Annotated in this window: 16 protein-coding genes; 9 read left to right on the forward strand and 7 right to left on the reverse strand. The window is 33.4% G+C overall.

Annotated features, from left to right (window positions below):
• Window positions 1-148: 148 nt before the first annotated feature.
• The gene (locus tag CN692_RS20180) at window positions 149-817 is read right to left on the reverse strand and encodes a YczE/YyaS/YitT family protein (RefSeq protein ID WP_098120914.1); all 669 of its coding nucleotides are present in this window, start codon (window positions 815-817) and stop codon (window positions 149-151) included.
• Window positions 818-946: 129 nt separating this feature from the next.
• On the opposite strand from CN692_RS20180, the gene CN692_RS20185 reads away from it, so the two are divergent.
• Both CN692_RS20185 and CN692_RS20190 read left to right on the forward strand, forming a co-directional pair.
• A complete protein-coding gene (locus CN692_RS20185) occupies window positions 947-1,822 on the forward strand; it encodes a LysR family transcriptional regulator (RefSeq protein ID WP_098120915.1) in 876 nt (291 codons plus the stop codon).
• A gap of 446 nt (window positions 1,823-2,268) precedes the next feature.
• Window positions 2,269-2,451, forward strand: a complete 183-nt coding sequence (locus tag CN692_RS20190) for a hypothetical protein (RefSeq protein ID WP_098121113.1) — start codon at window positions 2,269-2,271, stop codon at window positions 2,449-2,451.
• A 169-nt stretch (window positions 2,452-2,620) separates the two neighbouring features.
• Here the strand turns inward: CN692_RS20190 and CN692_RS20195 are convergent, their stop codons facing one another.
• Entirely contained in the window at window positions 2,621-3,379 is a 759-nt protein-coding gene (locus tag CN692_RS20195) for an SDR family NAD(P)-dependent oxidoreductase (protein ID WP_098120916.1), read from the reverse strand.
• Window positions 3,380-3,533: 154 nt separating this feature from the next.
• Here CN692_RS20195 and CN692_RS20200 point away from each other — a divergent pair, with 154 nt between their 5' ends.
• Window positions 3,534-4,784 (forward strand): helix-turn-helix domain-containing protein, encoded by a 1,251-nt coding sequence (locus CN692_RS20200; RefSeq protein WP_098120917.1) that lies wholly within the window; start codon window positions 3,534-3,536, stop codon window positions 4,782-4,784.
• 203 nt (window positions 4,785-4,987) lie between these two features.
• Here the strand turns inward: CN692_RS20200 and CN692_RS20205 are convergent, their stop codons facing one another.
• The 3 genes from CN692_RS20205 to CN692_RS20215 all read right to left on the reverse strand — a co-directional run bounded on the left by CN692_RS20205 (window position 4,988) and on the right by CN692_RS20215 (window position 6,473).
• Window positions 4,988-5,368, reverse strand: coding sequence for a VOC family protein (locus CN692_RS20205; RefSeq protein ID WP_098120918.1), 381 nt, complete (start codon window positions 5,366-5,368; stop codon window positions 4,988-4,990).
• A gap of 63 nt (window positions 5,369-5,431) precedes the next feature.
• Window positions 5,432-6,112, reverse strand: coding sequence for a bacillithiol biosynthesis deacetylase BshB2 (gene bshB2, locus CN692_RS20210; RefSeq protein ID WP_098120919.1), 681 nt, complete (start codon window positions 6,110-6,112; stop codon window positions 5,432-5,434).
• A gap of 16 nt (window positions 6,113-6,128) precedes the next feature.
• Entirely contained in the window at window positions 6,129-6,473 is a 345-nt protein-coding gene (locus CN692_RS20215; RefSeq protein ID WP_098120920.1) for a YojF family protein, read from the reverse strand.
• Between the two features lie 433 nt (window positions 6,474-6,906).
• Here CN692_RS20215 and CN692_RS20220 point away from each other — a divergent pair, with 433 nt between their 5' ends.
• Window positions 6,907-7,305, forward strand: coding sequence for an FtsB family cell division protein (locus CN692_RS20220; RefSeq protein WP_098120921.1), 399 nt, complete (start codon window positions 6,907-6,909; stop codon window positions 7,303-7,305).
• A gap of 286 nt (window positions 7,306-7,591) precedes the next feature.
• Window positions 7,592-7,909 (forward strand): hypothetical protein, encoded by a 318-nt coding sequence (locus CN692_RS20225; RefSeq protein WP_098120922.1) that lies wholly within the window; start codon window positions 7,592-7,594, stop codon window positions 7,907-7,909.
• 63 nt (window positions 7,910-7,972) lie between these two features.
• Here CN692_RS20225 and tatC read toward each other — a convergent pair whose 3' ends face one another.
• Window positions 7,973-8,701, reverse strand: a complete 729-nt coding sequence (gene tatC, locus CN692_RS20230) for a twin-arginine translocase subunit TatC (RefSeq protein ID WP_098120923.1) — start codon at window positions 8,699-8,701, stop codon at window positions 7,973-7,975.
• Between the two features lie 312 nt (window positions 8,702-9,013).
• Between tatC and CN692_RS20235 the strand changes: the two genes are divergently transcribed.
• From CN692_RS20235 to CN692_RS20245, 3 genes are all read left to right on the forward strand, one after another.
• Window positions 9,014-9,616, forward strand: coding sequence for a metal-dependent hydrolase (locus CN692_RS20235; protein ID WP_172444026.1), 603 nt, complete (start codon window positions 9,014-9,016; stop codon window positions 9,614-9,616).
• A 120-nt stretch (window positions 9,617-9,736) separates the two neighbouring features.
• Complete coding sequence (locus CN692_RS20240; RefSeq protein WP_142317557.1) at window positions 9,737-10,117, forward strand: hypothetical protein; 381 nt, start codon at window positions 9,737-9,739, stop codon at window positions 10,115-10,117.
• Between the two features lie 16 nt (window positions 10,118-10,133).
• Entirely contained in the window at window positions 10,134-10,427 is a 294-nt protein-coding gene (locus CN692_RS20245) for a DUF2653 family protein (protein ID WP_179874497.1), read from the forward strand.
• 53 nt (window positions 10,428-10,480) lie between these two features.
• Here CN692_RS20245 and CN692_RS20250 read toward each other — a convergent pair whose 3' ends face one another.
• On the reverse strand, window positions 10,481-10,675 hold the full coding sequence (locus CN692_RS20250) for a YqzH family protein (RefSeq protein WP_098120927.1): 195 nt from the start codon (window positions 10,673-10,675) through the stop codon (window positions 10,481-10,483).
• 161 nt (window positions 10,676-10,836) lie between these two features.
• Between CN692_RS20250 and CN692_RS20255 the strand changes: the two genes are divergently transcribed.
• The gene (locus tag CN692_RS20255) at window positions 10,837-12,099 is read left to right on the forward strand and encodes a Y-family DNA polymerase (protein WP_098120928.1); all 1,263 of its coding nucleotides are present in this window, start codon (window positions 10,837-10,839) and stop codon (window positions 12,097-12,099) included.
• Window positions 12,100-12,149: the final 50 nt, after the last annotated feature.

Below are 12,149 nucleotides of genomic sequence, written 5' to 3' on the forward strand. Positions count from 1 at the left end.
AGCGTTAATATCAACTTTAACATCTAGTTCTTCATAAAATTCCCTTATTAAAGTATTATCGGATATCTCTCCTAATTTCAGTGTTCCTCCAATTACGCCCGTTGCTCCTGTTGCTCAAGAGAAATCCCAAAATATTTATTATGATTCCTTAGGCAGCCTTCTCCGTTTTATATACCCAGTGTAGAAGAGTTGGTTGATAATTTGGTATCATCCACCCCAAAATTTTGCCGATAAAATAAGCGGCAATAAGTGTACCGATTCCGATTGATCCTAATGAGTGAATGAAAATTACACAGATTGTACCAGCCACACAAATATTTATTAAATCGCTTGAAATTTTTGCTTTACCGAATTTTAATTTAAACTTTGCACTAATTGCATAAGTTAACGCATCGTACGGCATTAAAGGAAGTTTCGCTGTTGTATAGCCCATTAAACCGACCGCTATAACAAATAAACTAACAACTAAAATGACAATTCGAGCAATGATGGTTTCAGGTGTAGGGAAAAGTTGTACAATGAAAAGCGTTGCATCCATGAAAAAACCAAATAAAAACGAAATAATGAATTGACCTATAAATTCATTTAACTCCATTCGTTTACTTAATATTATTTGAATAATAATATATAAAACATTTGCAAGCGCCATTGTCACACCTACCGATAAACCAGTAGTTAGTGTACTTGCATATGCTAATGATGAAACTGGCGATACCCCAAATCCAGCTTGAATCGACATGCTGATGCCCATAGACATAATAAATAACCCGAGCGCATACAAGATGATACGCTTCAAGGTTCTGCTCCAATGATTCATAATATCTCTCACTTCCTAATTAATATAAATACTATAGCTATAAGATTAAATTTAACATCAAACTCAAGATATGAAAAATATATATATGGTAAACTAATCATATTAAAAAACATATAACGGAGAGATGAAATGGATTTTCGTCAATTATATTATTTTAAAGAAATTGTGAAACAAGGAAGTATTTCTAAAGCAGCAGAAGTGCTACATATCGCGCAGCCCCCACTTAGTCAGTTGTTAAAAAAGCTTGAAAATGATCTTGGCACAACTTTAATTCAGCGTTATCGTCAAAAATGGGAGCTTACAGAAACAGGTGAAATACTATACCAATATGCCAATCAAATGCTAATGCAAATTCAAGATGTAAAGCAGCAAATTGAAGAAATTGAACAAGGTACAGGAGGAACAGTAAGTATCGGCGTATCGTCTACATGCTCGAATATGCTCATTGACTATATTAGTATGTTTAGAACACAATATCCAAAAGTTAAAATGAATATAGTTACAGGAAATTCAGAAGAATTATTAAAAAGACTAGAACAAAGAGAAATTGATGTTGCCTTACTTTTACGATTGGGCAATAGCGAGCAATATGAGATGAAAATATTAAAAAAACAACCAACCGCTGTGATTATCCCATCAAGTTGGTTAACATCGTTTTCATCACAGCATGTGACGATTGAACAGATTGCGCAGTTCCCATTCATTATGCTAGGAGCAATGGAAGGACTCACCTTCAATGAAGATCTCTTTAAAGCATTTGATGAACATCAAGTCAAGCCAAATATCATTATCGAGTGTAAAGATTTAAGGATGGTTGTAGATCTTGTTAGTAGAGGACTAGGATTATCCGTTATTCCGAGAATGGATTACACATCAGCATTTTTAGAACATACAATGCTATTTGAATTGAAACAATTTGATTTTCATATAGAACCTGTAATGGTTAAATTAAATGGCCAACGAATTTCCAAAGCAGCATCTCAATTTTGGGAAATTGTTGATTAGTTCATAACACTAAGGAGGAAACGTAGGGCAAATTTTTATAAATTTAAATGATGTTTTTAATACAAAATATCATCATGATAAAGAGAGATTAAATGGTTGTTGTGGTTATGATAGAATTGATGGGATTAATATCGTATGTAAGAATGGGCATGAAATTGGGACAGTAGAATCTGATTGTTGGATGCCACATTCTTTCGTTGTAGAAAAAGATTATATAGATTGGAATAGAGGATAATCAAAAATTGATTATCCTCTATGTTTACAATCGAAAAAGAAACCATGCATTTCATTATGCTCTATAGCAAGATTTTTAGAAATACACAAATTTATATAGACAAAGTTATAAAAAAGTATGAACTTAGACAGTTTTATAACCAAACAACAAATTCACCAGAATAACTTATTGTTTTTTACATAACATAAAGCCGTTTAGGAGGTGAAATATGATGTCTAATCAAACAAATAAAAACAACGAAGAAAAGAATCAAAGTCTTTCAGAAAATATAAAAGATACCGCAGGAGCTGCATTTCATTCTGTACATAGAGGATTAGAAGCCACTGAGAATGCTGCAATGAATGCTGTTGACGCAACTACAAACGCTGTTAAAAATTTATCAGACAACCGATAACAACAAAAGATGCAAGAGGAATGATGAATAAGCACATATAAAACAAGCCAGTATTTGGCGTTGTTTTATATGTGCTTCTGGATAAAATTTTTTAAATCTTCGTGTTACGAAATGATAAATCAACTAAGTTACAAAATGAAAGGATTTTCACCTCACTTGTTCCACTATCCTATAAAGTTAGCCCGCCATCTACAAGAACAGTTGAACCGGTCATATAGCTTGCTTTATCTGATGCTAAGAAAACAACCATTTCAGCGAGTTCTTTCGGATCAGCATAACGACCCATTCTCATATTTGGAAGGTCTTCTGGAACGTAACCACCTGTGGCAAACTGAGCTTCAACACTTGTTGTTAATGCTGTTTTCACACCTCCTGGACAAAGTGCATTAATGCGAATTCCTTTTTTCGCATATTCTAATGCAGCGCCCTTGGTTAAGCCTACAACCGCATGCTTGCTTGCAGAATATACAGCGACACTGTGTTCAGGACGAACCCCTGCAGTAGAAGCGGTATTAATAATAGAGCCACTTCCTTGCTCCTCCATCACTTTTAACACATATTTCATTCCAAGGAAGACCCCTTTTACATTGATCGACATAATGCGGTCAAATTCAGATTCTTCTACTGAAGTGAAAGGTGCGAACTTTTGGATAACACCTGCATTGTTGAAGAAAATATCAATACGTCCATATGTTTCGACTGCTTTATTTACATAGTTTTGTACATCTTCAGTTTTCGAAACATCGGCCTGGATGAAGATGCCTTCTCCACCTTGTTCTTTCACAAGTTTTAACGTTTCTTCTCCTGTTTCCTGATTGAAATCGACTAATACAACTGTTGCACCATTACTAGCAAGTTTCAAACTGCTTGCTCTTCCGATTCCACTTCCTGCACCAGTTATGACAGCAATTTTATTTAATAATTCCATGTCTAATTCCTCCCTGCTTATTCTTCTTACATGATTCATTTTATTGCTTGTTTAGAAAAATTTATTGTATTATCTTACGAATAATAGTAATTATTAATATAGTTTTTAAAAGTGAACCGAATTAATAAAAATTTGAAAGGAGTTTATAGAATAGATGGAAGTAGCCATACAAGATTTAAAATATATATGTGAGCTTATTTATAACGCTCATAAAATACCTGTTTATTATGTCAATCAATTTGGTGAGATTGAATATGAATTTTCAAGTAGGGACTTAGGGGATCAACCATATTACAGCCAGTTCAAAGAGCAAATAAGTGTGTATACTTATGAAGATAATCCAAAGGATTTTCCTATATTCTTCTCAAATTCAAATTTGAACTTTTTCTTTGTCAATCTAAAAAAAACGAATCTATTTTTAGGTACCATTATTTTAGGTCCTACTCTTGAGTCAGAAATATCTATTGAAATGATCAGCAAGATCATAGATGCTTTTAATGGAAACCTTAATAAAAGGAAACTCATTGAATACTACCATTCCATCCCCATTATTGGTAGTCAACAATTCCTAACGATTAGTCTATTGGTTTATTATTTGATATACCATAAAAAGCTTGATAAAACGACGGTTATCCAAAATAATGAAGCATTGAGCCTTGATATGATTGAATTAGAGAATCTGGATCTTGAGCTATCAAAAGGGAGAAGTAATTTCATTTTTCATTCCAATCTTTCATATGAACGGGTTTTGCTTGAGTATGTTAAAAACGGAAGGATAGATAAATTAAAGGATATCCTCGATTACTCTATTGTCGGTGAGGCAGAATTAGGATTATTATCGAAACGAAATCGCCTAAGAAGTGAAAAAAATTTAATGATAACGGGAATTGCTCTTGTTTGTAGAGCGGCAATTGAAGGTGGTTTATATGATGAAACTGCCTTTACCTTAAGCGATTTCTATATTCAACAACTAGAGGAATTAGAAAGCTTAAATGCAATATTGAAATTAACGGAAGAGGCGATAATGGATTTTGCCAAACGTGTGCACCAATTAAATGAAGAAAGATATTCTCCAACAATTACAGCATGTCAGCATTATATTTATGACCATCTTTATGACGATATCACACTTGATCACCTTGCAGAAATGAGTCGTTTAAGCCCGAATTACTTATCATCAGTTTTTAAAAAAGAAGTTGGTATACCAATAAGTGAATACATTCAACGGCAACGAATTGACGAATCAAAAAAGCTATTACAATTAACAAATTATTCGATTTCAGACATCGGCACATCGCTAAATTTCAACGACCAAAGTTATTTTATAAAAATATTTAAAAAATACACTGGTTTAACCCCAAAGCAGTTTAGAAGTAATCATTTTTCCGAGCATAAATCGACATAATTATCTATCAATAAAAATTTATAATAATGAAGGCTAAAGACCCCATAGGAACGAGGAGGTTCAGGTCTCGCCCCATGGAAAGCGAGCAACCTGTAGTGGAAATCAACATCACTGGGCAACATTTACGGCAATTTGGTAAATAATTTTTCAATAGCTAAAAAATCCATCTCTTTATTTAGAGATGGATTTTTTTAGCTATTTTATTAGTCCATTGAACTACAAATTTCAATATAATGGCCATCTGGATCAGCAACGTACGCTACTGTTTGACCCCATGGCTTTGTAATTGGTTCTTTGATAATCGTTACACCATTTTTTCGTAAATCTTCTATTGTAGAATGCACATCTTCAGTTACAAAACCAATTTCAAAGGTTTGCGAAGATGTTTCAGTACTTTTATAGGTCAATCCTGTTAGCTCTTGAACATTTCCACGTTCAATCATAGCTAGTACAGTATTACCAGTATCTAATTCTACATACGTACCATGGTTCCCACGAATAGGAAGACCTAAAGATTCAGTATAGAAAGTAAGAGATTGTTCTAGATTTGAAACATATAAAATTAAATACTTCATTTTCAACATTTCATTTACCTCCAGAATAGTTTCATCTCCATTTCTTTCTACAAAGATCTTGTACATACCTTCTTATTCGAATTGATAAGTATAGAATGATTCTTTCGCAAAAAATGATTTTAATCGATCGTCTGGAATATCTTCAAACTTTTCGATTTTTACAACGTCTTTTAGCATTGACTCTGTTTGAGAGCGGTGTGCTTTCATCGTTCTTAGTTTTTGGGTTGCAACATCCATTACATCATTTACGATATCTGGTTTTCCTAAAACTTCAAAACGTTCTTTTGTAATCGCAATACACCATACAGTAGGGCGATCATCTTTATCCATACGACGAACCGCCTCAACAGCTGCTCTTGCAGTTGCATCATGGTCTGGGTGAACACCATGATCTGGATAAAAAGTAATTAATAATGTTGGTTGAATTTCGTCGATAATTTCTTTAATTGGCTCGATTACTGCCTCAGGATCTTCGAATTCAATTGTTTTATCATGGAATCCTAGCATTCTTAAATCTTGGATTCCCATTTCTCTACAAGCATCGATTAATTCGTTTTTACGAATTGTAGGAAGTGATTCTCTTGTTGCGAAAAATGGATTTCCCATATTACGTCCCATTTCTCCTAAAGTTAAACAAGCGTATGTAACGGGAATTCCTTTATTTGTAAATTTAGAGATTGTTCCAGCAGCCCCAAAGGCTTCATCATCAGGGTGAGGGAACACAAGTAATACTTTTTCTTCTTTTTGACTCATTTTTAGTGCTCCTCTCTTAAAATGGTGTATGACTTAAATGAATTGCAATTGCAAGCTTTCCATCTTCATTATGACCTGCTAGTAGGAGGCGATCTTGATCATCAACTTCAAAATCTGTTAATCCTTCTGCAACAACCCATCCTTCTTCAAGTTTTAATCCTACTCTGTATGGGTATTTTCCTGTAATTGTAGCACGGCTAATGACTACCTTCGTATTTCGGATAAAGGCATTTACTGTCATTACTTTTTCGTTAAAATGATTAGCGTAAGCTCCATTTGTAGTTTCTAAATGTAAATAGACTGTCTGATTTATATAATTTTGAAGTGCATCTTGGGCAGCACTGATTTCTAATTTTTGCATTTTTTTAAGCCTCCTTTAAAAAGTATTATAATCCAACTTTCCCTAAAATGGTAATTTGAGAGCTTCTGTATTTTAATTTTGAACATAAAAAGATCCCTATCTAATTGGGTGATAGGGATTGGGGGGATGTGTATAACATGATTACTAAAATTTAACTGTTTAAATATTCAGTTAATTTATATTAAATATACATTATAGGAAAATATTCGTCAACTAGTTTTATTAAAAAAATTTAAAATATTCAAAAAATAATAAAGAAGTTAATAACTGCTAACTTTGTGCCGATGATATACATGACTGAAGTCGACAAAAAAAATGTGAATTTGAGCAAAATAGGCAAATTTTTACTTGTTTTACCTTTTTTTTCTTTTCTAATAAAGCATTAGTTGTTAAACTAGAATAGAATGATCACTTTTAAAAGGAGGTTTTTAACGTGAAGGCAGAAGCGCGAAAATTATATAATCCACAAAGAGAAGAAATGAATAAGCCTTCTCGTAATCAATTTCCGCAGGCTCATATTCCGCAGACTCATAAAAGAAAGACAATCCGAATCCATAGGATCACTTTGATGATTTTATATGTATCTCTAATTATTGGATCTGTAATGTATATGTTTAGTCAAAATAAAATTGTCTCAGCAAAGCAACGTGAACTGTCAAAACTACAAGTTGAACAAAAAAAATTGACTAAAACAGAGAAAGACTTAAACAGGCAAGTTAGACTATTAAATGATCCGGATTACATCGGAAACTATGCTCGCGGTGAATACATGTTCTCTAAAAAAGGAGAAACAATTATCATCGTACCGAAACCGAAAGAAGATAACAACTAAAAACATTTAATTAATCGAAAAGATTCTCAAAAATTCTGAGAATCTTTTTTTCTATATTTCTATTATAGAACAGTTGTTCGTTTAGTGCAAGAAAGAAGACGAACGTACAAACTGAAATGGGAGGAAAGATTTAGCTTAATAAAGAAAATTCCTGTTCCCTTAGCCAGTTTTTGCAATTTTTGACTTTTTTTTAGTTCGAACTACCTATATTTTCTACAAAATTTTCACTATTCTGAAAAATGTATTTTTGATATAATTTAGTTAAGCTTAAATAAGGAGGAATAACATGAAGAAGTTCATTTACGTTTTTGCTATTCTAATTGTACAAGTCATATTGACGTTCCTTGTTAGTGTTCTCGCGGATTCAGCGGCTAGTAATATTGCTATTATGGTAGGATTCGTTACGACGATGTTCCTTTACTGGAAAACAGCTAAAAAAGAAAGCTATACACCGTTACAAAGGTATCAATGGTTACGCGTTGCAGGACTAGAATTAAACGATTTACATAAAGATTTCCAAAGAAAAATTGCTATTAAAGCATCTCTGATGTATAGTTTTTCTGGTTTAGTAGTTACACTGTATACATCACATATTTTACTATAAGGTTAATCAAAAAGAAATGGACAAGCATAATGCTGTCCATTTTTTTGTACCGTTTTATATTATTTATTCTGGTTCTTGCTGTAGGCGTTTAATTCTTCTTCTAAATGCTACAGATGAGACAAGAATACTTAGTTCATATATAACCAATAGTGGTAAGCTTGTCATCATATCGGATACAAAATCAGGTGGTGAGATTGCTGTCCCTATAATGATAAGGATAAAGTAGGCAAATCGTCGTGATTTTTTTAAAAATGCTGGTGATACGATTCCGATGCTTGTTAAAAACATGATAATGACTGGTAAATCAAAGAAAAATGCAAAAGGAATAACTAAGTTAAATAAGAAGCTAAAATAGCGTTCAGCTGTAAATGTAACTGTTACTAAGTCTGCTCCGATGTTTTGTAAAAACTTTAAAACGTTTGGAAAGATAAAATAATATCCAAATGCTAAGCCACAAATAAACAATATGAATAAAGCTGGTATGTATAGCATTGTAGTTTTTCGTTCTTTTACATGCAAGGCCGGCTTTACAAACGCCCATATTTGATAAGCGATAAATGGGATACTACACGCAATCGCGAATACTCCACCAATCATTAGATAAATCCAAAGCACATCACTTGGACCTAATGCTAGAAGTTTTCCATTCAAATCTTTAACAAGGAAATTGAATATAGTTTTCGTATAATACAACCCAATCCCTAAAAAAATAACGAATGCTACAATAACTTTTATGATTCGATTTCGAAGCTCATCTAAATGGTCAATGACACTCATTTCTTTTTCTTGCATAATTTCCCCCAAAGCAAACTGTGAAAGTATTTTATTACACTTTAAAAAGTATAAATTGGCAGCAGTATTTTAGAATACGATTTAGTAGCCATCTCTATCGAATAAAGTGTAAGTGCAACTACGTCATTGTCTAAAAGACTCTCCAATCGACGAGTTGTAATATTGAGCTTCCTATATTTTGTCAGAAAAATGAACAATCGTCAATGATATCAGGACTTTAATTACCATCTTTTGTTAATATATTAATATGAAATCTAACCTTGTCCGACTATAATTAGAGTATGAGTATGTAAGATAAGGAAGGTAAGTATTTTGGATGGAAAAAGTCATGTAATTGTAGGATTATTTGCAACTGGTGTCACAATGTATGCAACAAAGAATGATTCTATAATCGTTCCACTTATTGTAGGAGCAATCAGTAGTTTAGCTCCTGATTTAGATCATCATAATAGCTCGCTAACAAAAAAGGTTTCAATGCCGCTAAAAATTTTTTTAAGCTTAATCTTTATAGCAGCTACATTATTTATTGTTATGAAAACTGGCGCGTTAATTTATTCTGGCTCCTGGATTTATGGAGTAGGTATTCTCACATTATTTATTATGATAGTTAGCTGGCTTCGGAACATAAAAACAATTTTGATGTTAACTGGCATATTAATTGCAGTTATTGGCTGGTTTTTCTTTCATAGTTATTGGTCAATCGTTGCGCTTGGGTTATTTGTTGCTGTTTCATCAAGATTAAAACATCGTGGACCAACGCATTCACTTTATTTTTTAGCGATTTGGAGTGGAATTTGTTATCTACTGCAAAAAGATTTAATGATGAACGGATTGTGGTTAGCTGGTACGGTCGGTTATTTTTCGCACCTTTTAGCAGACCAGTTATTTACAAAACAAAATATTAAGTGGTTATAGGCTTCTTAATTATCACATTTTTTTATCACAAATATCCATACTAAGAAAGATGTGATGATGAAAGAAGGGGCAGTATTGAAAAAAATAAATTCTCTGATATCCATGTGGATTTTGTTTTTTATGCTAGCTATGTCGTTCCCAGTGGATGCAAGTAGGACCTATAATTCTCAAACTATTAAGGTAAATACGAACTCATTTGTTCTGACTAAACAAACATCAACGAATCTTGCACTTAGGAGATCGTATCGTTCAAATAGAAGTTACAGACCGACAGCACCTAGATCAAGTTATCGGTCTTATAGAAGTCCTGGAAGGAACTTTTTTGGTTATGCAGGTGCATTTGGGTTAGGTTCCCTATTTGGCTCAATGTTAAACCCATTTGGCGGCTATTATGGCGGTCAGCACTTTGGTTTCTCATTTTTTAGCTTATTATTAGATATTTTAGTAATAGTAGTTATTATTTGGTTTATCAAGAGACTCTTTCGTAGAAACCAATATTAACTTTGTGAGGTGGCTTGTGAAAATCTTTTTTGATGAACAAGATGTTGCCAATGCAATTTGTGTATATGCAGCTGACCTTGAAGGAATCCGTCCAGAAAATGTACAAATTGAATTTCAATTTAATGAAGATGATGGCTTATGCTGTGAAGTATCAGCTAATCATCGGAATTTAATTTATTTTGAGCAACAAATAAGTGATGCAATTGGTTTTTACTTAGACGAGATTCATCATTTTTCTTCTCATTCGATGGAAATCATAATTGGTTTTGATGAAGAAGCAGGCATTACGAGTGACATATCATTTACCTAGTCAAAAAACCCGAAAGAGAACAAATGTTCTTTTTTCGGGTTTTTTTCGTTTACTTAGGCATAAGTCGTCACATATTCGTAAACAATATCTTGTACTATTTCATGTAATTCGCGGTCATCTTGTAATTGTTCGGTAATGACTTGATCGTACAGTTCATTTAGCATATCAGCTGTAATCCACTGTTCGTGTTCTCCTCTATATTGCATTAGTGCGCGTTTAATCATCTGCTTTATAAATTGTCCATTCACTGCGTCTTTCCTCCCTTAAGCTACTTTTTAGTATATCCAAAATTTTGTATCGTTCCTAGCGAAAAAATTATTGAAATCGAACGTATATTCGTTTAATATATGTTTATAATATAAATAAGAACATTAGTTCTGCTATTTTTTGGAAAATCGGAGTGATATGTATGAGCATTTGTTATGAAGAGTTACCACATCATCGTATATTATGCATCGATATGAAGAGCTTTTATGCAAGTTGTTCTGCGGTCATGCTCGAATTAGATCCATTGGAATGTTATTTAGCAGTTGTTGGAGATGTAGAAAGAGAAGGAAGTATTGTGCTTGCAGCTTCACCGCGATTAAAAAAGGAATTTGGAATTAAAACAGGATCAAGGGTTTTTGAAATACCAAAAGATCCGCGAATTAAAATTGTAAATCCTTCAATGGCAAAATACTTAGAAGTCTCAACAAACATCGTAAAATTATTAAATGAATTTGTACCTTTAGAGGATTTACATGTATACAGTGTCGATGAATGTTTTTTAAAGGTCGATGGAGTAAAAAAATTATGGGGGGATGCATGGGAGGTTGCCGAAAAAATTCGTGCTGAGATTATGGCACGATTTCAATTACCATGTTCGGTTGGGATTGGCCCCAACATGCTTTTGTCGAAGCTCTGCTTAGATTTAGAAGGAAAAAAAGATGGGATAGCAGAGTGGACTTATGAAGATGTAGAAAAAAAACTATGGCAAGTAAGTCCTCTTAGTGAAATGTGGGGAATCGGTAAAAGAACCGAACGGACTTTAAATGGAGTGGGGATTTTTACGGTAGGACAGCTAGCGAAATATCCTCTTCATTTGCTTGAAAAGAAATTCGGAGTAATGGGCAATCAACTATATCATCATGCATGGGGAGTAGATTTGTCTGAGCTAGGAGCGCCAATAATGAACGGGCAAATTAGTTTTGGTAAAAGCCAAATATTAATGAGGGATTACACAAAAATAGAAGAAATTAAATTTGTTATACGTGAAATGTGCGAAGAGGTTGCGCGCCGAACTCGAAATGCAAAAAAAGCAGGAAGAACTGTTACTTTAGGAATTGGATATAGTCGTGAAGAGTTTGGTGGAGGATTTTCTCATGCGTTTACAATGGATGAACCTACAAATATTACTTCAGATTTATATAAAATATGTGCAAAACTTTTTGATCAATATTACGAAGGAAAGACTGTTCGCCAAATTCTCATCTCCCTTTCGAACATTGTAAGTGATGAAATCATGCAACTAAATTTATTTGACCAGAAAAAACCTCAAAAGCGTAAATTAGGATATGTCATGGATGCAGTTCGAAAAAAATATGGATCAACTGCGCTTCTTTGGGCGGTTTCTTATGCAGAAGGAGGAACGACACTATCTCGAAGCAAGCTAGTAGGTGGACATAAAGGTTGAAAATTTCTTGATGCCGCTCTAGCTAACTTTCCCCTTATAAGTCAAAACAA

Origin of the sequence: Bacillus sp. AFS002410 (assembly GCF_002556365.1) — a bacterium.
Classification (GTDB): Bacteria; Bacillota; Bacilli; order Bacillales; family Bacillaceae_G; genus Gottfriedia.